The sequence below is a fragment of the Companilactobacillus jidongensis genome (genome assembly GCF_003946575.1).
Taxonomy (GTDB): domain Bacteria; phylum Bacillota; class Bacilli; order Lactobacillales; family Lactobacillaceae; genus Companilactobacillus; species Companilactobacillus jidongensis.
On record NZ_RHOP01000018.1, the window covers coordinates 22,733 to 47,184 of the forward strand.

General features: G+C 37.5%; 24 protein-coding genes. 22 read left to right on the forward strand and 2 right to left on the reverse strand.

Annotated features, from left to right (window positions below):
* Position 1 precedes the first annotated feature (1 nt).
* From mutL to trxA, 17 genes are all read left to right on the forward strand, one after another.
* Positions 2-1,930, forward strand: a complete 1,929-nt coding sequence (mutL, locus tag EKM68_RS10665) for a DNA mismatch repair endonuclease MutL (protein WP_125590658.1) — start codon at positions 2-4, stop codon at positions 1,928-1,930.
* A gap of 2 nt (positions 1,931-1,932) precedes the next feature.
* The gene (ruvA, locus tag EKM68_RS10670; protein WP_125590585.1) at positions 1,933-2,523 is read left to right on the forward strand and encodes a Holliday junction branch migration protein RuvA; all 591 of its coding nucleotides are present in this window, start codon (positions 1,933-1,935) and stop codon (positions 2,521-2,523) included.
* Positions 2,524-2,538: 15 nt separating this feature from the next.
* Positions 2,539-3,558 (forward strand): Holliday junction branch migration DNA helicase RuvB, encoded by a 1,020-nt coding sequence (ruvB, locus tag EKM68_RS10675; protein ID WP_125590587.1) that lies wholly within the window; start codon positions 2,539-2,541, stop codon positions 3,556-3,558.
* Between the two features lie 2 nt (positions 3,559-3,560).
* Positions 3,561-4,595, forward strand: a complete 1,035-nt coding sequence (gene queA, locus EKM68_RS10680) for a tRNA preQ1(34) S-adenosylmethionine ribosyltransferase-isomerase QueA (protein WP_125590589.1) — start codon at positions 3,561-3,563, stop codon at positions 4,593-4,595.
* 12 nt (positions 4,596-4,607) lie between these two features.
* A complete protein-coding gene (tgt, locus tag EKM68_RS10685; protein WP_125590591.1) occupies positions 4,608-5,750 on the forward strand; it encodes a tRNA guanosine(34) transglycosylase Tgt in 1,143 nt (380 codons plus the stop codon).
* 91 nt (positions 5,751-5,841) lie between these two features.
* Positions 5,842-6,351, forward strand: a complete 510-nt coding sequence (gene yajC / locus EKM68_RS10690) for a preprotein translocase subunit YajC (RefSeq protein WP_125590593.1) — start codon at positions 5,842-5,844, stop codon at positions 6,349-6,351.
* Positions 6,352-6,839: 488 nt separating this feature from the next.
* On the forward strand, positions 6,840-8,282 hold the full coding sequence (zwf, locus tag EKM68_RS10695; RefSeq protein WP_125590595.1) for a glucose-6-phosphate dehydrogenase: 1,443 nt from the start codon (positions 6,840-6,842) through the stop codon (positions 8,280-8,282).
* Between the two features lie 18 nt (positions 8,283-8,300).
* Positions 8,301-9,431, forward strand: a complete 1,131-nt coding sequence (dinB, locus tag EKM68_RS10700) for a DNA polymerase IV (protein ID WP_263853647.1) — start codon at positions 8,301-8,303, stop codon at positions 9,429-9,431.
* Positions 9,428-10,384, forward strand: coding sequence for a DHH family phosphoesterase (locus EKM68_RS10705; RefSeq protein WP_125590599.1), 957 nt, complete (start codon positions 9,428-9,430; stop codon positions 10,382-10,384). The genes dinB and EKM68_RS10705 overlap by 4 nt, the downstream gene beginning before the upstream one ends.
* Positions 10,385-11,725: a DEAD/DEAH box helicase gene (locus EKM68_RS10710; protein ID WP_125590601.1), complete on the forward strand. Its 1,341-nt coding sequence runs from the start codon at positions 10,385-10,387 to the stop codon at positions 11,723-11,725. It abuts the gene before it with no gap.
* A gap of 237 nt (positions 11,726-11,962) precedes the next feature.
* Entirely contained in the window at positions 11,963-14,602 is a 2,640-nt protein-coding gene (alaS, locus tag EKM68_RS10715; protein WP_125590603.1) for an alanine--tRNA ligase, read from the forward strand.
* A gap of 63 nt (positions 14,603-14,665) precedes the next feature.
* On the forward strand, positions 14,666-14,923 hold the full coding sequence (locus EKM68_RS10720) for an IreB family regulatory phosphoprotein (RefSeq protein ID WP_025023696.1): 258 nt from the start codon (positions 14,666-14,668) through the stop codon (positions 14,921-14,923).
* Positions 14,924-15,358: a Holliday junction resolvase RuvX gene (ruvX, locus tag EKM68_RS10725; protein WP_125590605.1), complete on the forward strand. Its 435-nt coding sequence runs from the start codon at positions 14,924-14,926 to the stop codon at positions 15,356-15,358.
* Positions 15,359-15,391: 33 nt separating this feature from the next.
* Entirely contained in the window at positions 15,392-15,700 is a 309-nt protein-coding gene (locus EKM68_RS10730; protein ID WP_125590607.1) for a DUF1292 domain-containing protein, read from the forward strand.
* A gap of 71 nt (positions 15,701-15,771) precedes the next feature.
* Complete coding sequence (locus EKM68_RS10735) at positions 15,772-16,305, forward strand: CvpA family protein (protein ID WP_125590609.1); 534 nt, start codon at positions 15,772-15,774, stop codon at positions 16,303-16,305.
* 67 nt (positions 16,306-16,372) lie between these two features.
* Complete coding sequence (locus EKM68_RS10740) at positions 16,373-18,727, forward strand: endonuclease MutS2 (RefSeq protein WP_125590611.1); 2,355 nt, start codon at positions 16,373-16,375, stop codon at positions 18,725-18,727.
* A gap of 77 nt (positions 18,728-18,804) precedes the next feature.
* A complete protein-coding gene (trxA, locus tag EKM68_RS10745; protein WP_125590613.1) occupies positions 18,805-19,116 on the forward strand; it encodes a thioredoxin in 312 nt (103 codons plus the stop codon).
* Between the two features lie 74 nt (positions 19,117-19,190).
* On the opposite strand, the gene EKM68_RS10750 is transcribed toward trxA, so the two are convergent.
* A complete protein-coding gene (locus tag EKM68_RS10750) occupies positions 19,191-19,688 on the reverse strand; it encodes a DUF2507 domain-containing protein (protein ID WP_125590615.1) in 498 nt (165 codons plus the stop codon).
* Positions 19,689-19,813: 125 nt separating this feature from the next.
* Here EKM68_RS10750 and murI point away from each other — a divergent pair, with 125 nt between their 5' ends.
* The 4 genes from murI (at position 19,814) to EKM68_RS10770 (ending at position 22,079) form a co-directional block, all read left to right on the forward strand.
* A complete protein-coding gene (gene murI, locus EKM68_RS13705; protein WP_125590616.1) occupies positions 19,814-20,626 on the forward strand; it encodes a glutamate racemase in 813 nt (270 codons plus the stop codon).
* Positions 20,623-21,222 carry an XTP/dITP diphosphatase gene (locus tag EKM68_RS13710; protein WP_125590619.1) on the forward strand — a complete coding sequence of 200 codons (600 nt, stop codon included), beginning with the start codon at positions 20,623-20,625 and terminating at the stop codon, positions 21,220-21,222. The genes murI and EKM68_RS13710 overlap by 4 nt, the downstream gene beginning before the upstream one ends.
* Before the next feature lie 75 nt (positions 21,223-21,297).
* The gene (locus EKM68_RS10765; protein ID WP_125590621.1) at positions 21,298-21,705 is read left to right on the forward strand and encodes a DUF948 domain-containing protein; all 408 of its coding nucleotides are present in this window, start codon (positions 21,298-21,300) and stop codon (positions 21,703-21,705) included.
* A 2-nt stretch (positions 21,706-21,707) separates the two neighbouring features.
* Positions 21,708-22,079, forward strand: coding sequence for a hypothetical protein (locus EKM68_RS10770; RefSeq protein ID WP_191987384.1), 372 nt, complete (start codon positions 21,708-21,710; stop codon positions 22,077-22,079).
* 51 nt (positions 22,080-22,130) lie between these two features.
* On the opposite strand, the gene EKM68_RS10775 is transcribed toward EKM68_RS10770, so the two are convergent.
* Complete coding sequence (locus EKM68_RS10775; RefSeq protein ID WP_125590623.1) at positions 22,131-23,231, reverse strand: M24 family metallopeptidase; 1,101 nt, start codon at positions 23,229-23,231, stop codon at positions 22,131-22,133.
* 169 nt (positions 23,232-23,400) lie between these two features.
* Here EKM68_RS10775 and ccpA point away from each other — a divergent pair, with 169 nt between their 5' ends.
* Complete coding sequence (ccpA, locus tag EKM68_RS10780) at positions 23,401-24,402, forward strand: catabolite control protein A (RefSeq protein WP_125590625.1); 1,002 nt, start codon at positions 23,401-23,403, stop codon at positions 24,400-24,402.
* Positions 24,403-24,452 lie beyond the last annotated feature (50 nt).

Here is a 24,452-nt window from a genome sequence, read left to right on the forward strand (position 1 = left end):
GTTGGGGTTGATTCATCAATTACCAGTTGAATTGAGTAACCAAATTGCCGCAGGTGAAGTAATTGAACGTCCAGCGTCGGTTGTTAAGGAACTGGTTGAAAACTCAATTGATGCTCAAGCAACACAGGTGTTGATAACTGTTAAACAATCAGGAATCAAATCGATCGAGATCAATGACAATGGTGTTGGTATCGCTGCTGATGACGTTGAGATTGCCTTTCAACCTCATACCACCAGTAAGATTTCTACCGATCATGATTTGTTCAATATTAAAACGTTAGGTTTCCGTGGTGAAGCTTTAGCAAGTATTGCCTCAGTTTCACGTTTAACAGTTGTAACAAGTACGGATGGCGAGTCAGCTGTTAGAGCTGAATTTGCGGGAAATTCTTTGTTAAATAAAGAAACGCATGCTCGTTCAATTGGAACCACAATTAAAGTTGAAGATTTATTCTTCAATACACCAGCACGTTTGAAATACGTTAAGTCGCTTCATACTGAACTGAACAAAATTGTGGATATTGTCGATCGATTGGCAATGGGACATCCCGAAATATCTTTTAGGTTGATACATGAAGGCAAGGATATTGTTTGGACATCTGGAAATAATAATTTACAACAGACAATTGCTGGGATTTATGGAAGAACAATTGCCAGCCATATGATGGAATTTGAAAACTCCGATGAGGATTACACTATCAAAGGATATTTTTCAAAACCTGATACGACGCGTTCCAATCGCTCTTATATTTCATTGATACTGAATGGTCGTTATATTAGAAATTATCAGTTGGCTAATGCGGTCATTCGCGGTTATGGATCTAAGTTAATGGTAGGAAGATTTCCAATTGCTGTGATTGATATTGGATTAGATCCTAGTCTGGTAGATATCAATGTGCATCCAACTAAACAAGAAGTTAGACTAACAAACGAAGGTCACATCGCCGACCTGATAAGTGAAGGAATTAAGTCTAAGTTATCCACACAAAACTTGATCCCAGATGCAGTGAAAAATCTGAATCGTAAGACAACGACGGATCAAAAGCCAAATATCGGCTATAAGTCAGAACAAATCAGTTTTGACGATTTGTCCTTAATGAACAAAATAAGTGAGCCATTACCAACTAAACTACCCGAAAATGTGAATGACGTTGAACCTGAGAATAATCCACAGGTGGAAAAACCAGCAGAACAAATATTGGGTACACCAATATTTGATGATCCAGAACATCTTAAATCTTGGGATGAACGGATGGAACAAGAAAAACAAGTCAAAGTCCTTGCTAAAGAAGAGAATAATGAGGGGCAAGAGACCAATACTTCTGGTTTTCCTGATTTAAGATACATTGGTCAGATTCATGGCACTTATTTAGTTGCGGAGAGTCCGGATGGTTTCTATTTGGTCGATCAACATGCTGCGCAAGAACGGGTTAACTATGAATATTATCGTAAGGAAATTGGTAAAGTATCAAATGATCAGCAAAGATTATTAGTGCCGATTGTTTTGGATTATCCTAATTCTGAAAGTATTTTGATTCGTGAAAAGAAGGATATACTTGAGAGCATTGGATTGTATTTGGAAGATTTCGGTCAAAACAGTTTTGTGGTAAATACACATCCAACTTGGTTTGTGGCCGGTCAGGAAGAATCAACTATTCGTGAAATGATTGACTATGTTTTGAACGATTCCAAAATAAGTGTGGCGGCATTTCGAGAAAAGAATGCCATCATGATGAGTTGTAAACGGGCAATTAAGGCCAATCATCATTTGGATGAGGTTCAGGCTATTTCACTATTGAAAAACTTGACCAAAGCCGAAAATCCATATAATTGTCCACATGGACGCCCAGTATTGGTAGAATTTAGTAACAAAGATCTTGAGAAGATGTTCAAACGAATCCAAGATCCTCATGACACCAGAGAAAGTGAATAATTATGTTTGAATACTTAAATGGAGTAATTACTTATATTGATCCAACTTATGTCGTAGTAGATGTAAGCGGCGTTGGCTATAAAGTTCAAGTTGCCAATCCTTATCGTTATCAACAAGATGAAAAAGCCAAGGTTTATGTTGAACAAATCGTACGTGACAATGAACAAGCCTTGTATGGATTTTATGATATCAACGAAAAACGTATTTTCTTACATCTAATCAGTGTTTCAGGAATTGGTCCTAAGAGTGCCTTGGCAATCTTAGCTGGTCAAGATTTGAATGGATTAATTTCGGCGATTGAAAATAACGATGTTAAGTTCTTAACGAGGTTTCCTAAGATCGGTAAGAAGACGGCTCAACAGATCATCTTGGATCTTGGTGGGAAGATGTCTGCTCAAGGTCAAATGGTATTGGGCGAAGATCCAACACCACTAAGTTCGGGTAATCAGGAATTAGAAGATGGTATGTTGGCACTTGAATCTCTTGGTTATACTGCTAGAGATATTTCTCGTATCAAGCCAAAATTACAAAAAGAAAACTTAGATTCAGCCGATGCGTATTTGCGTGCGGGATTAAGGTTGCTTACTAACTAATAAGGAGGTTAGCCAATGGAAAATGATGATGATCGTTTAACTGATGCAGATGCCTTGAATGAAGCTGAAGACATGGCGGAACAAACCATTCGTCCAAAGACATTTGATCAGTACCTGGGTCAGGAAAAGGCTAAAAAAGAATTAGAAGTTTATATCAAAGCTGCTAAACAACGTCAACAGACACTAGATCATGTTTTACTATATGGACCTCCTGGACTTGGTAAAACAACATTAGCAATGATCATTGCCAACGAGATGGGTGTAAATATCCATACGACTACGGGCCCTTCAATTGAGAAGTCTGGTGACTTGGTTGCGGTTCTCGATGAATTGGAACCGGGAGATGTCTTGTTTATTGATGAAATCCACCGTATGCCTCGTGCAATAGAGGAAGTTCTCTATTCAGCGATGGAAGACTTCTATATTGATATAATTGTTGGTCAAGGAACGGAATCTCGTTCACTTCATCATGAATTAGTTCCCTACACTTTGATTGGTGCAACGACCACTTCAGGTAAGCTGTCGGCACCATTGCGTGATCGATTTGGAATCGACATTCATATGGAGTATTATTCTGAAGAAGAATTGTCAAAGATCGTTTTCAGAACAGCCGGAGTTCTAAAAATTAATGTGGATGAGGAAGGCGCACATGAGATTGCACGTCGTTCTCGTGGGACACCTAGAATTGCTAATAGATTGTTGAAGCGTGTTCGTGACTTCGCTCAAGTGGCGGGCAAGGACATGATCGACTATGACATTGCAGAGTCAGCATTGAATCAATTACAAGTTGATGACGCTGGATTAGATCGTTTGGATCGTCGAATCTTATCGATGATGATTGAATTGTACGGTGGTGGACCATTAGGTATCAAGGTTATTGCAGCTAATATCGGTGAAGATCAAGAAACCATCGAATCGGTTTATGAACCATATCTGATGCAAAAAGGATTTTTGAAGCGTACAGCTAGAGGCCGTATCGTAACTAAAAAAGGTTATGAACATTTAGGATATACGTACCCAGAAAAGAGAGATTAGAAATGACATTAACAACCGAAGATTTTGATTATAATTTACCAGAAGAACTTATTGCACAAACACCTATCAAAGATCGTGACCACTCACGTTTATTGGTCTTAGACCATGAAACAGGCGAATATCAAGACAAGCACTTTTATGATATTTTAGATTATCTCAATCCCGGGGATGCTCTAGTTATGAATAATTCCCGTGTTTTGCCAGCTCGCCTTTACGGTACTAAGGAAGACACCGATGGTCACGAAGAAGTGTTGCTATTGAACAATATTGAAGGCGACAAATGGGAAGTACTGATGAAACCAGCTCGTCGTGCAAAAGTTGGCACGAAGGTTCAATTTGGTGACGGCCAACTAGAAGCCACTGTTTTGGAAGAATTAGAGCATGGTGGTAAAATTATCGAATTTCATTACGATGGAATCTTTTTAGAGATTTTGGAGAAGTTAGGTGAAATGCCTCTGCCTCCATACATCAAAGAAAAACTCGATGACCCTGATCGTTACCAAACAGTCTATGCCAAGGAAAATGGTTCAGCCGCTGCACCAACGGCAGGATTACACTGGACGAAGGACCTGCTTGAAAAGGTACAGGAGAAAGGTGTTAAACTAGTATACTTAACACTTCACGTAGGATTAGGAACATTTAGACCAGTGACAGAATCAGATATCAGCAAGCACGTAATGCATTCTGAATTTTATCGTTTGGACGAAGAATCAGCCAAAACATTGAATGATGTACGTAAAAATGGTGGTAAAATCGTTGCCACAGGTACAACATCAATTAGAACTTTGGAAACAATTGGTACCAAATTCAACGGTGAGATCAAAGCTGATAGCGGTTGGACAGATATTTTTATAAAACCAGGATATGAATGGAAAGTTGTTGATGAGTTCATTACTAATTTCCATTTACCTAAGTCAACATTGGTTATGTTGGTTGCCGCATTTACAGGAAGAGAAAATATTTTGAATGCTTATGAGCACGCCATTGATGAGAAGTACCGCTTCTTTAGTTTTGGTGATGCAATGTTTATCAAGTAGAGAGGGGAATACATGGAACCAGCTGTTAAATATACTTTAATCAAAAAAGAAAAGCACACTGGCGCACGTCTTGGAAAATTAGAAACACCTCATGGTACATTCGAAACACCAATGTTCATGCCAGTTGGAACAGAAGCATCAGTTAAGAATATGGCGCCTGAGGATCTAAAAAAGATAGGTGCCAGTATTATCTTAGCTAACACTTATCATCTATGGCTTCGTCCCGGTGAGGATATCGTTAAGGAAGCCGGTGGGCTTCACAAGTTCATGAATTGGGACAAGGGTATCTTAACTGATTCAGGTGGTTTCCAAGTTTTTTCATTGGCCAATACTCGTGATATTACTGAAGCAGGAGTTCATTTTAAGAACCATTTGAATGGACGTCGTGAATTCTTATCACCTGAGAAAGCTATTAAGATCGAAAATTACTTGGGACCAGATATCATGATGAGTTTGGACGAATGTCCACCGTTCTTCGAGAGTTATGATTACATCAAGAAGTCGATTGCTCGTACTAGCCGGTGGGCTGAGCGTGGACTTGAAGCACACCGTAATCCGGACTGGCAAGCATTGTTTGGTATTGTCCAAGGTGCAGGATTCGAAGATCTTCGTAAGCAGAGTGCTGCGGATCTAACAAGCATGGACTTTCCCGGTTATTCGATCGGTGGACTGTCTGTTGGTGAGTCTAAAGAAGAAATGAATCACGTGTTAGACTTCACGGCTCCGCTACTGCCTGAGAATAAACCAAGATATTTGATGGGTGTTGGTTCAACTGATGCCTTGATCGATGGCGCTATCCGTGGTATTGACATGTTTGACTGTGTTTTGCCAACTAGAATTGCCAGAAATGGTACATGTATGACAACTAAAGGACGCTTGGTTGTTAAAAACGCCAAGTACGCTCGTGACTTCCGTCCAATTGATGAAGATTGTGATTGCTATGTATGTCGTAACTACAGTCGAGCTTATATTCGTCATTTAATTAATGCTAATGAATTATTTGGAACGCATTTAACAAGTTATCATAATCTCTATTATCTGTTGAATTTGATGAAAGGCGTTCGTCAAGCAATCCGAGATGACAATTTATTAGAATTTAGAGAGCATGTTTTTGAAGAATATGGCTTAAATAAAGCAAATGCACGAAATTTTTAATATTATTTTTAATTAAAAGGGCAATGTATGTGGTTAGACCTTTGAATTTTTGATAACATATAGGTATGTAAACTATTAAGAGGTGGAAAATTTGAATTATTTAACATTAGGCGCTGCAGCAGGTGGATCATCAACGATTTTCTTAGTATTTATCGTGATCATGTTCGTTGGTATGTACTTTATTTCTATTCGTCCACAAAAGAAGCAACAACAAAAACGTCAAGAAATGCTCAGCAATATGAGTAAAGGCGACAAAGTTGTTACATTGGGTGGTATTAAGGGAACAATCGCATCTATTGATCGTGATAACAAAGAAGTTGTTGTTGACTGTGATGGTATTTATTTAACATTTGATTTGAACTTTATCCGTAAGGCAAGTTCAAAGGATAATGTTAAAGAATCAGACAATAAGAATAAGCCAGCAGTTAAGTCAGATGACAAAGCTGATGACAAATCAACTGAAGAAGCTCCTAAAGAAGAAGCTAAACCAGAAGAAAAAGTTGAAGAAACTACATCAGATAAAGCTGAAACTAGTGATGACGCTAAGGCTGATGATGCTACTGAAAAGACAGAATCAGAAGATACAACAGAAGAAAAATAATTATTTAGATGGTTATTTAAGATTGAAATGTAAAAATTTCAATCTTTTTTCTTGCCTTAAAGTGCACTCTAAGGGTTAGTATTGAATTTGTAAATGTCGTTCCGTCGGTCAGATATGGTATCCGTGGGGAACGGCCATCGCCAAAGGGCGGTCTATTGCCTCGCCTTGAAGCCGGAAATCACGTCTTCAAGGTCGTCCCATGCAGTAAGCCAGCATAATACGCTGACTAACTGCATCGACACGGGATACCATATCTGCCTGACTCCACTTGGTACTTGTACTATGATTGTTAGCAATTAAGATAGTAAATATTAATGGAGTGTACCTTAGCTGGAGAGCGATGGTGAAGGTCCCACAGCAGGTGGAATCACTGTCACTCGTAAGCGGCTCTAATCAAAAAAACAAAAACTAAAAAGACAATATTACAGATGTTTAATTAGACATGTTGTAAAATATAATTAATGACGTTATCTAAAGGGGTTTGGAAAATGGCAACAGAAAAATCAGCAGTTTTTATTATATTCGGAGGTTCTGGTGACTTAGCTCACAGAAAGCTCTATCCTGCATTGTATCGTCTGTATCAAGCAGGAATGTTAAAAGATCACTTTGCAGTGATCGGTACTGCACGTCGTCCATGGAGTGATGAATATTTCCGTGAAACGGTTATAACTTCACTAGAGGACATCGACGACAACAAGGAAGAAATGACTGCTTTTGCACAACATTTCTTCTATCAATCACATAATGTTAATGATTCAGAACATTACATTGCTTTGAAGGAATTAGCAGCCAAACTTGATGATAAGTTTGACGCAGGTCATAATCGTGTCTACTACATGGCAATAGCACCAAGATTCTTCGGTACAGTTGCAGAACACATTAAGTCAGAAGGTTTGAAGACTGAAGGCGGATATAACCGTTTGGTTATCGAAAAACCCTTTGGCCGTGACTTGGCAAGTGCAACTGAATTGAACGATTCACTATCAAGAGTATTCCCAGAAGATGAAGTTTATCGAATTGATCATTATTTAGGCAAAAAGATGATTCAAGAAATTTCGAAAATTCGTTTGAATAATCCTAAGTTTGAAGAAGCTTTGAATAGTAAGTATGTTTCAAACATTCAAGTTACCTTGGGTGAATCACTTGGTGTTGAAGATCGCGGTGGTTACTATGAAACATCTGGTGCCTTACGTGATATGATTCAAAATCACATCATGCAAATTATTGGATCAATTGCGATGGATAAGCCAGAGGAATTAAGTGCTGAAGCTGTTCATAAAGTTAAGACTGACTTATTTGCTAGCTTGAAGGTACTCCAACCAGAAGATGTTAAGACGGAATTCGTTCGTGGACAATACGATACTGACAATTTGGGTGACCAAAAGGCCTATCGTGATGAAGATAACGTTGATGAAAATTCTAATATTGAGACATATGTTGCTGGAAGAATCGAATTTAGCGATGATCGTTGGAATGGGACACCGTTCTACGTTCGTTCTGGAAAACGTATGCCTGCTAAATCTTCAAGAATAGATATTGTATTTAATGAAAAAGTTGCAGACCTAGGTATCAAAGCTAATACAACTGTTAGTTTATTAATTGAGCCAGAAGATGGTCACAGTATTTTGATCAACGGAATTGATTATCTTGAAGCAAACCAAGACTTTATCAAATTCCCAGAAGATAAGACATATTTTGACAACGCTCGTGAGGCCTATGAGAGTTTGATCATCGATATTCTTGCTGGTGATCATGTTCACTTCACATTGTGGGATGAGCTTCAAAGCACATGGAAGTATATTGATGCTGTAAGAGAACAATGGGATGCTGAAGAACCTGATTTTCCTAACTATCTTAGTGGAACTATGGGACCAGAAGCAGCTGATACCTTGCTTGAACGTGAGGGTAATTCATGGGTCTGGGACGACTAGACTAGGTGGTGCTACACTATCGGATTTTTAAAAATACCAATTAGAATTGAAGAAAATCGAAAAATCATCCATGTTGACATGGATGCTTTTTTCGCTTCTGTGGAAGAACGCGAACATCCACAATATAAGAAAAAATGTTTGATCGTAGCACCTGATCCACGGAAGAACCATCATCACGGAGTTGTTACTACAGCCAATTATAATGCTAGAAAATATGGAGCTCATTCGGCCATGCCGGCACAGCAAGCTATAGAACTTATACCTCGTGATAAACTTGTAATAGTTCCGCCAAATTTTGAATTGTATCGTAAGACTTCAGATTACATTCATAGTATCTTTGCGGAAGTAACGGATAATTATCAGTCTGTAGCCTTAGATGAAGCTTACCTTGATGTGACGGTTAATAAGTTAAATGAGCCGAATACATTAAAAGTTGCTAATTATATCCAGCAAAAAATTATCCGTGAAACCCATCTGACTTGTTCAGTTGGTATTTCATATAATAAGTTTCTGGCCAAGATGGCATCTGATTATCGCAAGCCATTTGGTCGTACGATAATATTAGGACAATATGCAGAGGATTTTTTGAAACCAATTCCGGTTGAAAAATTCAATGGAATTGGCAAAGCAATGCAAAAAAAATTACATGATATGGACATTTACACCGGTGGTGATCTACAGAACTTGGATCAAGATGTCTTCATTAATACCTTTGGTAAAATGGGCTATGTGATGTTTCGGAGAGTTCATGGAATCGATGATGCTTCAGTTGAAGGACATCGTGTTCGTAAGTCTATCGGTCGTGAGAGAACCTATAATCAGAATTTGGTTTTGAAGGAACAAGTTGAAAAAGAGTTAAAGTTTTTGGCAGATCTTGTCAGTAAGGATTTAAAGAAACAACGTCAACATGGGAAAACAGTTGTTCTAAAACTGCGTAATTCTGATTTTGAAACAATTACTAAACGCATGACATTTCAAGATTATGTGCAAGATAAAGGTGAAATATATCGTATTGCTAAAGAGATTTATGATAAATTAGACATAAGTGATCAAAAGATAAGGTTACTTGGTATTACACTTACCAATCTTGATTCTTTATCTTATGAAGAAGTTTCATTAAAGTTATTTACCTCGGAGGGAAATAAATGAATAGTTTTTCAGATATTATCGAAACAATTAAAAAATATGATAAGATTGTTATCTTGCGCCATCAGAATCCGGATCCTGACGCGCTAGGCTCGCAAGCAGGACTTGCAACAGCATTACGCCAAGCGTATCCAGATAAAAAAGTTTTGATTGGTGGGAAGAATGCTGAAGGACTCAAATGGTTGTCGACCATGGACGAAGTTAGTGATGACGACTATGATGGAGCCTTGGTTATTTCCGTTGACACCGCAAATACTCCACGTGTTGATGATGAACGTTTCAGTAGTGGTAATTTTTTGATCAAAATCGATCATCATCCTAATGATGAACCATATGGTGATCAATTATTTGTTGATACTGATGCAAGTTCATGTTCAGAGATAATTGCTGACTTAATTGATTCAACTGATGAACTTACTTTGACTAAATCCGTTGCGTATTATTTATATGCTGGTATAGTAGGGGATACTGGTCGCTTCATGTATCCAGCTACTACGGGACACACATTGAATATTGCTGCTAAACTAGTTGATCTAGGTATTAACTTTTCTGGTATTAATCAGAACATGAATGAAATCACTTTGGCACAAGCCAAGTTACAAGGTGAATTGTTTAATCGCCTAAATGTTGATAAGTCAGGTGCAGCGATGGCTGTTATCGATTTAGATTTAATGAAAAAATTGGGTATTAACCAAGAAAAGGCTAATTCAGTAGTTTCTACACCAGGTCGTTTGAACGAAGTAACTTCATGGTTAGAGGCTGTTCAAAAAGACGATGGTACTTTTAGAATGCACCTGCGTTCACAAGGACCAATTATTAATGGGTTAGCTAAGGAACACAATGGTGGTGGACATCCATTAGCTAGTGGCGCAAATGCTAAGGATTTGGATGAAGTAAACCAAATGTTTAAGGAATTGATTGAAATCGTTGAAGATTTCAAATCGAAGGGTGAATAGATGACTAAATTTTCACAATACAATTTTAATGATGCGATAAATAAATCGCTCAAGGAGATAGGTTTTGATGAACCAACACCGGTTCAAGAAGCTGTAATTTCACTTGTTAATAAGAAGAAAGATATCATTGTCCAATCAGAAACGGGTTCTGGTAAGACACATGCTTTCTTATTGCCAATTTTGAATGCAATTACTAAGGATCAGACGGTCCAAGCATTGATTGCAACTCCAAGTAGAGAATTGGCTTACCAAATTTATGAGGATACACAAGCTATCCTTAAAAATTATCCAGAAGAATACAATGCTTTTATTTATGTTGGTGGTGCAGATCGTGACCGTCAAAAGAGAAAGCTTGATGCACATCAACCTCAAATTGCTATCGGAACTCCTGGTAGATTATGGGATATGATTCGTGAGAATGACTTGCATGTTGATGATGTTCAACGTTTTGTTGTTGATGAAGCAGATATGACATTAGATATGGGCTTCTTAGATGATATCGATCATATTGCTGCCAAGATGCCTGATAATCATGAAATGATGGTCTTCTCAGCTACAATTCCACAGCGATTAGAACCATTCTTGAAGAAGTACATGAAGGGTCCACAACGTGTCGAACTCAAGAATTCTAGTGTTATCGCTAAGAATGTTGATAACTGGTTGATGTTTGCCCACGGACGAGACAAAAAAGAAATGATTTATCAACTCATGACTTTGGGTTCACCATACTTGGCACTTATTTTTGCCAATACTAAGAAGTCGGTGGATGAAATTTATAACTACTTAAAGTCTAAGGGCTTGAAGGTAGCTAGAATTCATGGTGGATTGAGTCCTCGTGAAAGAAAACGTGTCATGAAACAAGTTGAGAACATGGAATATCAATTCGTTGTTGCCACAGATTTGGCAGCCCGTGGAATTGATATCAATGGTGTATCACATGTTATTAATGCTGAAATCCCCGATGACTTGGATTTCTTCATTCACCGTGTCGGTAGAACTGGACGTAACAAGATGTCTGGAATTGCCATTACTTTGTATAATCCTGGTGAAGAAAACAAAATTGCTGAATTGGAACACATGGGAATCAAGTTCTTACCAAAGGATTTGAAGAATGGTGAAATCGTTGAAGCTTATGATAGAGATCGTCGTACTCAACGTCATGCTACACAAGAAAAACTTGAGCCAAAATTAGTCGGATTCGTTAAAAAACAAAAGACTAAGAAAAAGCCAGGTTATAAAAAGAGAATTAGACAAGCTATTTCAACTGATAAACGTCAAAAGACCCGTATCAAGAATCGTCAGGCTATGAAGGCGCAAAGAGATAAACGTCGTGGAAGTTAGTAGTTGACTTTTTTTCCATCGGTAGTTAATATTTTCATTGGATATATCTAACTGTCAACCCTATCAGAGAGGGCTAATTAGTGTGAACGCCTAGGTTGTTGTTCGTTAGATGCTGCCAATTAAAATATAAATAGATAATTGTTGAGAGGCTAACGAAAATCGTTGCAAACAAGGTGGTACCGCGCAGTAGCGTCCTTGGTTATGCAACGATTTTCTCTTTTTTTAAGGGGAGTAAAAATGAAAAATTTATCAAGTGCTGAAATAAGAAAGATGTTCTTGGATTTCTTTCAAACAAAAGGTCACACGATTGAGCCTAGTGCATCGCTAGTACCAGTCAATGATCCAACATTATTGTGGGTCAACTCTGGTGTGGCTACATTAAAGAAATATTTTGATGGTACTGTGATTCCTAAGAATCCACGTATCACTAATGCTCAGAAGTGTATCCGTACAAACGATATTGAAAATGTCGGTAAAACGGCACGTCACCAAACATTTTTTGAAATGCTTGGTAACTTTTCAGTTGGTGATTACTTCAAGGAAGAAGTTATTCCTTGGGCATTTGAATTTTTAACAAGTCCAGATTGGTTAGATATGGACAAGGATTTACTATATATAACAACTTATCCCAAGGATACTGAAACTCAAAAACTTTGGGCAGAAGTTGGTATTGCTCAAGATCACATTTTAAAAACAGAAGACAATTTTTGGGATATTGGTGAGGGTCCATGTGGTCCTGATTCAGAGATCTTCTTTGATCGTGGACAAAGCTTTAACAATTTGGCTGAGGACGATCCAGAGAATTATCCTGGTGGAGAGAATGAAAGATATCTTGAAGTTTGGAATATCGTCTTCTCAGAATTAAATCACTTACCAAGTGGCAAGTATGTTGAACAACCACATAAGAATATTGATACGGGTATGGGACTAGAACGATTGGTTTCCATTCTTCAAGGTACAAAAACTAACTTTGAAACTGACTTGTTCAAGCCAATTATTGACCATGTTGAGTCGTTGAGCGATGGTCGCAAATATGGCGCAAGTAAAGAAGACGATGTCTCATTTAAGATTATCGCTGATCATGCCAGAACGGTTTCGTTTGCTGTTGCTGATGGTGCGTTACCTTCAAATGAAGGCCGTGGCTATGTTATCAGACGTTTGATCAGACGTGCAGTTCTTAATGGTAAGAAGTTGGGTATCGATGGACCATTCTTATACAAGCTAGTTTCAATCGTTGGTCAAATCATGGACAGCTACTATCCTGAAGTTAGCCAACAAAAAGAATTTATTGCTAAAACAATTGAATTAGAAGAGAAACGTTTTTCTGAAACACTTAATGATGGATTATCACTATTGAATGGTATAATTGATTCTCTTCATAAAAGTAATAAAAAAATCATTGACGGTGCCGACGCTTTCAAACTTTATGATACTTACGGATTCCCATTGGAAATGACTCGAGAGTATGCCCATGATGAAAGTCTTGATGTCGATGAAGATGGTTTCAAGAAGAACATGGAAGAACAAAAGCAACGCGCACGTTCAGCTCGTGGAACTTTACAATCAATGGGTATGCAAGATGAAACTTTGATGGAAATCAAAACTCCGAGTGAGTTCGTTGGTTATGATAACAACGAAATTAAAGCTACATTGAAAGATATCATTGTAAATGATTCAGAGATGGATTCTGTCAGTGATGGTCAAGCACAATTAATCTTTGATAAGACACCATTCTACGCTGAGATGGGTGGTCAGGTTGCTGATGTTGGTGGTATCTATGATATGAGCGGCAATCAAGTGGCTGAAGTTACTGATGTTCAGCACGCGCCAAATGGTCAAAATATTCATATCGTTACTGTCTCAAGTGCTATAAATAAGAATAGCGAATATGAACTTAAGATTGATGGAGATTTCCGTGAAAAAGTTCGTCATAATCACACGGCAACTCACTTGTTAGATCAAGCTTTACGTGAAGTTGTTGGTGACAGAACTCATCAAGCCGGTTCATTGGTTGAACCGGGTTATCTCAGATTTGATTTCAATAGCAATCAAGCTCTAACTGATGAACAAATTAGTCAACTTGAAAAAATCGTTAACGAAAAAATTTGGGATGCTATTCCTGTTAAAACCGAAGTATTACCAATTGAAGAGGCCAAACAGAAAAAGGGTGCAATTGCCATGTTCAGCGAAAAGTACGGTGATATCGTACGTGTTGTTGAAATAGACGATTACTCAACTGAATTCTGTGGTGGTACACATGCTCGTAATACTTCTGAACTAGGATTATTTAAGATAACTTCAGAATCAGCTATTGGATCAGGTATCCGAAGAGTTGAAGCTGTAACTGGTGAAGAAGCATTCGAATATTTAAACAATCAATTACAATTATTACAAGAAACAGCTAGAAATATGAAAGTCAATCAATTGAAAGATGTACCAGCTCGTGCAGCTCAATTGGTTGATGATAACAAAGCATTAGCTCGTGATAATCAAAACTTGAAAGTCAAACTTACAAGTCAAAAATCAGCTGAGGTCTTCAATGAAGTTGAAGAAATCAATGATTTCAAAGTTATTGCGAATGCAATTCCAGCTGACATGGCAACATTGAGACAATTAGCTGATAAATGGAAGAATGATCAGACATCTGATATCTTGGTATTAGGTGGTAGTGCTGATCAAAAAGCTAGTCTTGTTGTAGCTGTTAGCAAGGATGCTCAAGGTCGTGGTGTCAAAGCTGGAGATGTGATCAAGAAGATTGCAAAGGAAATTCAAGGTGGCGGCGGTGGTCGCCCAGATATGGCTCAAGCTGGTGGTAAAAATCCGGCTGGTCTTACAAATGCGTTACAATTAGCCAAAGATGTTATTAAATCTTATTAAAGTGGGCTATAATTGTAATGAATCTTTCTGGTCACTTAAATTTTTGCTATATGGAGGTTTGCCATGAGTTCACTTGATAAAACAATGAGTTTTGATTTTAATGAAAATAAAGGCAAGGACGTCAAAGAGACATTGCAAAGTGTTTACCAATCACTAGAAGAAAAGGGTTATAATCCAATTAATCAAATTGTTGGATACCTATTGTCTGGTGATCCTGCCTACATTCCACGTCATAATGACGCTAGAAACTTGATTTTAAAACACGAACGAGATGAGATAATTGAAGAATTAGTTAAAAGTTATCTCAATGAAGGTAAATAAATGCGGTTATTAGGATTAGACGTCGGATCCAGAACCGTTGGTGTGTCTGTAAGTGACTTATTGGGATGGACTGCCCAAGGTGTAGAGATCATTCGAATCAATGAGGATAAGGAAGACTTTGGTTTGGATAGATTAGGTGAGATCATTAAGGAAAAACAAGCAACAGGAGTTGTTTTGGGATTACCTAAAAATATGAATAACACCGAAGGACCTAGAGCTGAAAAATCCCGTGAATATGGACAGATGGTAGTAGATAAATTTAACTTGCCAGTTGATTTTATTGACGAAAGGCTAACTACTGTTCAAGCTGAACGAATGTTAGTTGATGAAGCAAATGTTTCGCGCAGTAAAAGAAAAAAAGTTATCGACAAAATTGCCGCTGAGATGATTTTACAAAATTATCTCGATTCAAAAGGCAAATTAACAAAAGAATAGGGCAGGTCTGAAGACCTGTTTGAGGTGATATTTATGAATGAAAATCCAGAATCACCAAAAGATTTGGATGAAGTTACACTAAGTGATGACAAGGGTACTGAGGAAACTTATAAAATTCTTTTTACTTTTGATTCAGAGGATTATGGTAAGTCTTACGTCTTTCTATATCCCAAAGCAGATGAGGATTCTGATGAAGTAGAACTTCAAGCTTACTCATTTGAACCAGATGAAAACGGTGATGTTACTGCCGGAGACCTTCTTCCTATTGAAGACCCAGAGGAATGGGATATGGTTCAAGAAGTTTTAAATACTTTTACGTCAGATGACGGTCAAGATCAATAGTTTATCAATGACCATGGATCGAGTTATTTATTGATCCATGGTTTTTGGAACTTTTTATTTAAGGGGATATAATGCTGAGTCTGTTACTAATTTTATTTTTAGTCTATGGTTTTTACGTTGGTGCCCGACGTGGACTAGTTATGCAAGCATTTTTTACAGTTGGATATGCGATTTTCTTTGGAATCGCCTTGTTGTCCTTCAGAGCATTAGGACCAAAATTTGAAATGATTGTTCCTTATCCTTCTGCTAGTTTAGGAAGTGAATTTGCTTTCTTCTCAACTAAAGTAGGGATGGGATTGGATGATGCATTTTATCGTGCCTTTGCTTTTATCTTTGTGTGCTTTATCGGATGGATAATTGTGCGTTTCGCAGGACTATATTTTAAGCGTCTGACTTATTATCCAATGTTTAATGATGTTAATTTGTTGAGTGGGGGAATTCTGGGATTGATTGTTACTTACGTTGCAGTCTTCATGGTTCTCTTAATACTTGCAATGATTCCTGTAAGTGGCATTCAAAATGCATTGCAACATTCATTTGTAGCTTCAACAATGATTAGAAGCACACCAGGTCTAACTTCGATGTTAACTGGTTTATGGATATAAAATTTAATAATTGGGCTGAAACAATTTATTTTGTTTCAGCCTTCTTTTATAGGTATAGGGAGTAGATATGAATAATAAAGCTTTAAACGTGTTAGAGTTTGACAAGATCAAAGCTGAGATTGGCAGGTTCTTAATCACTTCACGTGGGAATACTCTTCTTAAGAAGCTTATGCCCATGTCAGTTGAGTCGATCGTTCAACGTTTGATCGACCAAACAAAAGACGGAATGGATATTGTCCGTCTTAAGGGAGAAATTCCGGTTAGAAAGTTAGCTGATCTGCATGATCAGGCTAATCGGTTAAAAAAAGATGGTAATCTTAATGGAACTGAACTTGCATCGATTGGCGAAGTTCTAAAGAATACCAGTGAATTAAAAGCATTTTTTGAAAAATTAAAAGATGATCAAGTTGATTTACGACAATTATATGATTTGAATGAAAACTTGATCGATAATCCCAGTCTGACATCACGGATCACTAAGTCGGTCGATGATACGGGTCGAGTATTGGATACTGCATCTGAAGACCTCAAATATATTCGTGAACAAATCAGTCGTTTAAATGATGAGATCAGAAGTTCGATGGAACGATACACACGTGGTAAAGGTACGAAGTATTTGAGTGAAGCTATTGTGACATTACGTGATGATAGATTCGTTGTTCCTGTTAAAACGGAGTACCGTGCAAAATTTGGCGGTGTAGTACACGATCAAAGTGCTAGTGGCCAAACCCTTTATATTGAGCCAGAAGCTGTTGTAGGGCTTAATAATCGTTTACACGATGCACAAACATCAGAGAAACTTGAAGAAATTAGAATCTTGAATCAATTGTCTGATCTGGTACGTCCGGAAATCGATGATATTGTCAAGAATAACGAAGTTTTAGGTGAGTTTGATTTGATTAATGCTAAGGCTAAATATGGTAATGAAATCAAGGGAACTGAACCATTGATCTCGGATAATCACGTTGTGGATCTAAAAGAAGCCAAACATCCCTTGATTGATCCAGATCGTGTAGTTGCGAATGATATAAAAATTGGTGATGATTTCAAGACAATGTTGATCACGGGTCCTAATACTGGTGGTAAAACTATCACAATGAAGACTTTGGGATTAATTCAAGCAATGGCTCAAGCGGGATTATTCATTCCTGCTCATGAAGAGAGTCAAGTCTCTGTCTTCGATGAAATATTCGTTGATATTGGTGATGAACAATCAATCGAACAAAATTTAAGTACTTTCTCATCTCACATGGATAATATTATTAATATTATGCACAAGGTATCTGATCGTAGTTTGGTCTTGATCGATGAGTTAGGTGCTGGTACTGATCCTCAAGAAGGTGCAGCGATTGCAATTGCCATCTTGGAGAAATTATCCAAATCAAATTGTGTCATTATGGCAACGACTCACTATCCTGAATTGAAAGTTTATGCTTACAATACAACTGATACGATCAATGCTTCGATGGAATTCGATGAGAAGTCTTTGAAGCCAACTTATCGTTTGATGATTGGTATTCCTGGATCAAGTAACGCCTTTAATATTGCGGCTAGATTAGGCATGGATCGAGAAGTCGTTGATCGTGGACAAAGTTTGATGAGTGGTGAAAGCCAAGACTTGAACAATATGATCAAAGATCTTGAAAATCGTCGTAAAGAGTTTGAAAAGAAAAATGAATATCTTAGTTCTCAACTTACTCATAACAAAGAAATTGAAGATGATTATGAGAAGAAGCGTACAGAATTAGATAATTCTAAGGAATCTGAGCTTCAGGCAGCCAAGGTTCGGGCTAATCAAATTGTTTCTAAGTCACGTAAGGAATCTGATAAGATCATTGATCGTTTGCGTAAATTAGAACAAGATGGTGTGGCTGTTAAGGAAGATCAGATTATTTCTGCCAAGACTGGTTTGAAGAATCTTCATCAAGATGAAGCAGTTAAGAAGAATAAAGTCCTTAGACGAAACAAACGTAAGCAACAACTTAAAGTTGGCGATGAAGTTAAAGCTTTGACATATGGTCAAATCGGTACAATCGTTCGTAAAGATAAGAACGACCAATATGAAGTTCAACTAGGTATATTGAAGATGAAATTCTCAGAAGATGACTTGGAGAAGACTGATGCTAAGCCAGAGGAAGCTGAGAAGAAGCCAACAATGATTAGAAGAACTAAGAGTACTGGATTATCAAGTAAGCTAGATTTACGTGGTAAGAGATATGAAGAAGCGATGACAGAGCTTGATCAGTATATTGATTCAGCCTTACTTGCCGGATACAATCAAGTTACGATCGTCCATGGATTTGGTACGGGTGTGATTAGAAAAGGTGTTACAAAGTACTTACAACGTAATCCACGTGTTAAGTCATTCGGATATGCACCAGCTAGTTCCGGTGGTTCAGGCGCAACAATCGTTGATTTGTAATCTCGAAACAAAATGTTTCCCTGGAAAGTAGCGAAGTGTTAATATTTTATGGACAGAGTATAAAGAGGAGTGATCTTATGGTTGATGAACTAACAGATAAGGATTTTGCAGAAGAAACAAAAGATGGCGTCGTAATTACAGATTTTTGGGCAACATGGTGTGGTCCATGTCGTATGCAATCACCAGTAATTGAACAATTGTCAGACGAAAATGACGCAGTTAAGTTTACAAAGATGGACGTCGATGCTAACCCTAAGACTCCAGAATCATTTGGAATTATGGCTATTCCAACACTAGTTATCAAAAAAGATGGCGAAGTTGTTGAAAAGTTGACTGGTTTCCATAGCAAAGCTCAACTTGCTAAGATTCTTGATGGTTACACTGACTAATTTATTAATTCAATAAGTTGCACAAAAAAAGATGCTTAGGCGGTTTTGCCTAAGCATCTTTTTTGTTGTAAACTTTAGTTTCGATCAATTTGAACTTTAATTGAAACACTCTTTGCTTTGCTGTTGACAGTGTATGTGCCCAAACAGAAAGCCTCAATAGTTTTTTCGACAGTTTCAGTAATTATTCCGGTTTCGAGCGAGAATTCTGGATTGTCGTTGTTAAGATTAAAACGTTGTTCTACTTCAGGACCAGTCAAGGTATATTGATAACTGTTTTTGGTTTGCTTAGTGATCTCTAGCTTGCCCAAACCAGCTTTTGAAAACAATTCTGGAAGACTCGACATATCAAGAATTAATTGTCGGCTCAGATTTTTTCCAGCCCAGTATAGTAGTTCCACAGTATCTTTGTCCAACAGATCGGGGAGAACGAAATCACGGAGTACTGAAACTGCAAAATAACTTTCAGTTAACTCATCTGTGCTTTCACCTTTTTTGCCAGGTTTCAGAACGTCAGGGATGTCAGTTAACTCTTCTTCAGTATTTTTTGAAGCATCTTTAGATTTTGCGGCCATTATTTTTACTCCTTTTTCTAGACAATTTATTATATCATTAGACTATTAGGTTTTTAAGCTATTGTATAACACCAAGCATAAGAATTTTAATTAATTACAGAAATAAAAAAATTAGAAGGTGCATTATGAGTGATAAAAGACCAATCGGCTTATTAGATTCAGGATTAGGTGGTTTGACCGTCACCAAAGAAGTCATCAAACAAATGCCTAATGAAGATGTTGTATTTATTGGGGATGAAGCCAGAATGCCATACGGTACTAAGACTAAGGAACAAATTACTGACTATACACGTGACTTGGTGAAATATCTCATCTCGCAAGATGTAAAAGTTATCATTTATGCCTGCAATACTGCTACGGCTAATGCTTTACCCACATTGAAGGAAGAATTTTCTATTCCAATGTTTGGTGTAATTCAACCAGGTGCAGTCGCTGCCAGCTTAAGCACTAAGACAAAACACGTCGGAATTATTGGTACTGAGGCTACCATTAAGTCCAAAAGCTACAGTAAGGCCATTGCAGCAGCTGATCCAACAGTTGATGTGTTAGGAATTGCTGCTCAAAAATTTGTTTCCTTTGTTGAGAATGATAATGCTGATTCAGATGAAGCTAAGAAGAATATTGCTGAAACATTAAGTCCATACAAGGATCCTAAGTTTGACACGTTAGTATTGGGATGTACGCATTTTCCAATGCTCAAACCACAAATTCGTGAGGTCTTAGGTAACAAGATCAAGTTAATTGATTCAGGCGTTGAAACAGTCTCTTATGTAAAAGATTATCTAGAAGCTAATCACTTGTTAACTAACAACAAAGATAGCCGCAGCATCAAATTACATGCCACTGGTGGCATCAATGAATTTGAACGTTTAGCCAAAGAATGGCTACATATCGATGTTGATGAAATTAGTCTAGTTAATGTGGGAGATAACAAATGAAAGAAATAATCATTGCTACTAAAAATCCTAACAAAGCTAAGGAATTCAAAAGAATTTTTGACGAATCAGAGATCGAGTTAAAAACATTATTAGATTTTCCCAACTTTCCAGATGTTAAAGAGACTGGTTCTACTTTTGAAGAAAATGCTAAGTTAAAGGCACATGCGGTTATGCAAGAATTTAATTTACCAACGATTGCTGACGATTCAGGATTGCAAGTTGACGCTTTGTTTGGTCAACCGGGAATCTATTCAGCACGTTATGCGGGTGATCACAATGATGCTGCAAACAATGCTAAACTGCTCTCTGAATTAGGTGGAATGCCAATGGAGAAGCGGACAGCTAGATTCGTTACGACATTGGTATTCTCTAATCCTAAGAATGATGATGACCTTATCGTCGAAGGTGAGGTCAAGGGATTGATTGCAACATTACCCGAGGGCGATGATGGTTTCGGATATGATCCATTGTTTTATTTACCAGAAATGGATAAAACGATGGGGCAGATGTCAATGGATGAGAAGAACAAGATCAGTCATCGAGGTCGTGCTATCAGAAAACTAGAAGACGAGTGGCAAAGTTGGATTAATTGGTAATTAATTGCCGTAAAATTGTTATAATGCTAGTATAAAGTACGAGAATTAAAGAGAGCGTATACAGGAGGATTACATATGACATTGGGACAAATTGCAGGACTTATAGCTGCGTTGGCTTTTGTAGCTTTGGTAGTATATTTAGCCAAAACTCTTATTTCAACAGCTAAGTTATTGAATGAGTTACAAGATACTATCAAAGAAACAACTAAGATGGTTACCGTTCTTTCTAAGAATACTGATGACATCATGCAACAAACTAATCAATTAGTGGATAAGACGAACACATTGATGGACGATGTTAACAGTAAATCTAGTAAGTTGAATCCACTATTTGATACAGTTGAGAACCTAGGTAAGAAGTCAGCTAATGCTACTGCTGAAAAGCCTAATACTGGTTTTGGATTACAAAATATCATGACAATTGGAAATGCAGCAACTCTTGTTAAAACAATTGCCAAATTTATGCCAAGAAAGAAGAGATAGTAATGAAAAATAATCAATTTTTACTTGGAGTAGTCTTGGGTAGTGCGGCTGGTTACGCTGCCTCAAAGTATTTGACAAGCGAATCAGGTCAAGCAGCACTAGAAAATATCAAAACTATTCGTGGTGACTTTAACAACGGTGGAGTTGGTTTTGCCGGCAACAATGACTTGGTAAATAACTTCAGTGAAAAAACTGATGCCTTGAAAGAACAAATGCTTGCTACAGCTGATAAACTTCGTGAAGATGAAGATGCTTCAAATATTGTCTTCGATGAAGGAGATTTAGAATCACAAACAACTAATGCAACAGATGATTCAGATAAGGATGCAACTAGTGGTGCATCTGAAAACTTTGATAATGATTCAAATAAATAAATACAAATAAAAATCCATCGGACATGTGCCTGATGGATTTTTTTGTACCTATTAGTCGATATATTTAAGATCTTTTGATGTGTGTGTGAATGGTTCGCAACCGTCTTCTGTGATATAGACGCAATCTTCAATTCTAACACCGGCAACATGTGGAATATAGATTCCTGGTTCAATTGAAAAGCACATACCTGGTTTGAGCACCATATCATTGCCTTCCATGATTGATGGGAATTCGTGTTCCGAAGTACCCATACCGTGTCCCAATCTGTGAATGAAGTATTCGCCGTAACCAGCATTAGTGATAACGTCACGGGCAACTTTGTCTAATTCAGTGGCGGTAATGCCAGGCTTAGCAGCATCCATGGCGGCCAAGTTAGCTTCTAAGTCAACTTTGTAAATATCCAATGATTTGTCATCTGGTTTGCCAAAGGCAACTGTTCTAGATGCATCACTGATGTAACCTTCATGAATTGTACCTAAGTCGAATAATACTAGTTCATTTGGTACAAGAGCATTCTTCTCAGGGCCACCGTGTGGATTAGCAGCATTTGCGCCTGCTTGAACAATTGTGTCAAAACTCATGTGCATGACACCTTTCTTCATCATGGCATATTCGATTTCGGCAACGATTTCTTGTTCTGTACGGCCTGCTTTAATAGCATTGAAGGCAACTTCAAAGGCATAGTCAGCTTCAGCACCAGCGGCTTTTAATTTTTCGATTTCTTCGTTTGTTTTAATTAGTTTAGCATTTTCCATATAACGTGAAAGGTTTCCGGGGAATTCAGCATCTGGAAATTGACTCTTGATCGATTCTAATTTGTCGACTGATAGATGATCTTTTTCAATTGACCATTTAGCCGGTGTACCAGCAGCATCCTTGATATGACCAGCCATCAGTTCGAATGGGTTCTCATGATCTAAGTATCCGAAAACATCTTTATCCCAACCAGCCTTTTTAGCAGCTTCGACTTCTAGTTGAGGGGCGAAGATAAATGGGTCTTTATCAGGGAAAACTAAAAGTGCCAAAATTCTTTCTTCAGGTTCGCTGTAAAATCCAGTAAAATAGTTTATGTCTGTTGGATTTGACACATATGCAGCGTCGTAACCATTTTGAGATAAGTAATTTTGTAATTCAGTTAGTTGCTTCTTCATGAAAAAACACTCCTTTATAATTTTGTATAAGTATATCACTGAAAATGATTTTCTTTTTGAAAAAATATGAAAACTTACAACGATAATATGGAAACCGCTTGCAAAATGTGAAAACTTTTGATAAATTAGAGTTATCTAAATGGAAATTTGTTTGAGAGAGTGGATATTAATGGAAAAAAAAGTAGTAACAATATATGATGTAGCCGAGGCCGCTAATGTTTCCATGGCGACAATATCTCGTGTTGTTAACGGAAATGCAAATGTAAAAGAAGAAACAAGAAAGAGAGTTCTTGAAGTTATTGATCGTTTGAACTATCGTCCTAATGCCGTGGCTCGTGGACTTGCCAGCAAGAAGAGTACAACAATCGGTGTTATTTTACCCGACATCACTGATTTGTATTATGCTTCTCTTGCCAAAGGTATTGATGATGTTGCTTCAATGTACAAATACAATATCATTTTGACAAGTTTGCAAGAATCAGTTGGTGATGAGGAACAAATCTTGAACAACTTACTTTCAAAGCAAGTTGATGGTTTGATTTACATGGGCAAACAATTATCAAAGAAGCTAAAACGTAATTTGTCCAATTCTAAGACACCAATCGTGTTGGCTGGATCAGTTGATAAGAACAACGAAACAGCTAGTGTGAATATTGATTTTTCTGATGCTGTATACAGTGTTGTAAATCAATTAGTACAAAATGGTCACAAGAAGATTGCCTTTGTTGGTGGAAGTCTTGAGAACCCTATTGATGGCAAGTTCCGTCTTGACGGATATAAAAAAGCCTTGAAGAAAGCTCATATCAACTTCTCATCAAACTTGGTATTTGAAGCTGAATACTCAGTTAGAGCTGGAGAAGCAATTTGGGATGCTGTTAAGAATAGTGGCGCAACTGCTGCTTACGTAACAGAAGACTTATTGGCTTCAGGATTATTGAATTCTGCTGTTAAATCTGGAACAAAAATTCCAGATGATTTTGAAGTAATTACAAGTAACGATACAATTCTTTGTGAAGTAACTCGTCCTAAGATGAGCTCAATCGAAGAACCATTGTATGATATTGGTGCTGTTGCCATGCGTTTGTTGACTAAGATGATGAATCAAGAATCAATTGATGATAATACGATTAAATTACCATATTCAATCGTAAAACGTGAATCAACAAAATAATTTGCAGAACACAAAATAAGCCGTCACTTCTTAATTGGAAGTGACGGCTT

What these genes read in the sequence shown, in the direction of transcription:
- EKM68_RS10740 (WP_125590611.1), top strand. Translation starts at nt 16,373, where the DNA reads ATGAATAATAAAGCTTTAAACGTGTTAGAGTTTGACAAGATCAAAGCT.
- EKM68_RS10710 (WP_125590601.1), top strand. Translation starts at nt 10,385, where the DNA reads ATGACTAAATTTTCACAATACAATTTTAATGATGCGATAAATAAATCG.
- alaS (WP_125590603.1), top strand. Translation starts at nt 11,963, where the DNA reads ATGAAAAATTTATCAAGTGCTGAAATAAGAAAGATGTTCTTGGATTTC.
- EKM68_RS10750 (WP_125590615.1), bottom strand. Translation starts at nt 19,688, where the DNA reads ATGGCCGCAAAATCTAAAGATGCTTCAAAAAATACTGAAGAAGAGTTA.
- EKM68_RS10775 (WP_125590623.1), bottom strand. Translation starts at nt 23,231, where the DNA reads ATGAAGAAGCAACTAACTGAATTACAAAATTACTTATCTCAAAATGGT.
- tgt (WP_125590591.1), top strand. Translation starts at nt 4,608, where the DNA reads ATGGAACCAGCTGTTAAATATACTTTAATCAAAAAAGAAAAGCACACT.
- ruvX (WP_125590605.1), top strand. Translation starts at nt 14,924, where the DNA reads ATGCGGTTATTAGGATTAGACGTCGGATCCAGAACCGTTGGTGTGTCT.
- zwf (WP_125590595.1), top strand. Translation starts at nt 6,840, where the DNA reads ATGGCAACAGAAAAATCAGCAGTTTTTATTATATTCGGAGGTTCTGGT.
- EKM68_RS13710 (WP_125590619.1), top strand. Translation starts at nt 20,623, where the DNA reads ATGAAAGAAATAATCATTGCTACTAAAAATCCTAACAAAGCTAAGGAA.
- EKM68_RS10765 (WP_125590621.1), top strand. Translation starts at nt 21,298, where the DNA reads ATGACATTGGGACAAATTGCAGGACTTATAGCTGCGTTGGCTTTTGTA.
- EKM68_RS10720 (WP_025023696.1), top strand. Translation starts at nt 14,666, where the DNA reads ATGAGTTCACTTGATAAAACAATGAGTTTTGATTTTAATGAAAATAAA.
- ruvA (WP_125590585.1), top strand. Translation starts at nt 1,933, where the DNA reads ATGTTTGAATACTTAAATGGAGTAATTACTTATATTGATCCAACTTAT.
- trxA (WP_125590613.1), top strand. Translation starts at nt 18,805, where the DNA reads ATGGTTGATGAACTAACAGATAAGGATTTTGCAGAAGAAACAAAAGAT.
- queA (WP_125590589.1), top strand. Translation starts at nt 3,561, where the DNA reads ATGACATTAACAACCGAAGATTTTGATTATAATTTACCAGAAGAACTT.
- EKM68_RS10735 (WP_125590609.1), top strand. Translation starts at nt 15,772, where the DNA reads ATGCTGAGTCTGTTACTAATTTTATTTTTAGTCTATGGTTTTTACGTT.
- EKM68_RS10730 (WP_125590607.1), top strand. Translation starts at nt 15,392, where the DNA reads ATGAATGAAAATCCAGAATCACCAAAAGATTTGGATGAAGTTACACTA.
- EKM68_RS10705 (WP_125590599.1), top strand. Translation starts at nt 9,428, where the DNA reads ATGAATAGTTTTTCAGATATTATCGAAACAATTAAAAAATATGATAAG.
- EKM68_RS10770 (WP_191987384.1), top strand. Translation starts at nt 21,708, where the DNA reads ATGAAAAATAATCAATTTTTACTTGGAGTAGTCTTGGGTAGTGCGGCT.
- ruvB (WP_125590587.1), top strand. Translation starts at nt 2,539, where the DNA reads ATGGAAAATGATGATGATCGTTTAACTGATGCAGATGCCTTGAATGAA.
- ccpA (WP_125590625.1), top strand. Translation starts at nt 23,401, where the DNA reads ATGGAAAAAAAAGTAGTAACAATATATGATGTAGCCGAGGCCGCTAAT.
- murI (WP_125590616.1), top strand. Translation starts at nt 19,814, where the DNA reads ATGAGTGATAAAAGACCAATCGGCTTATTAGATTCAGGATTAGGTGGT.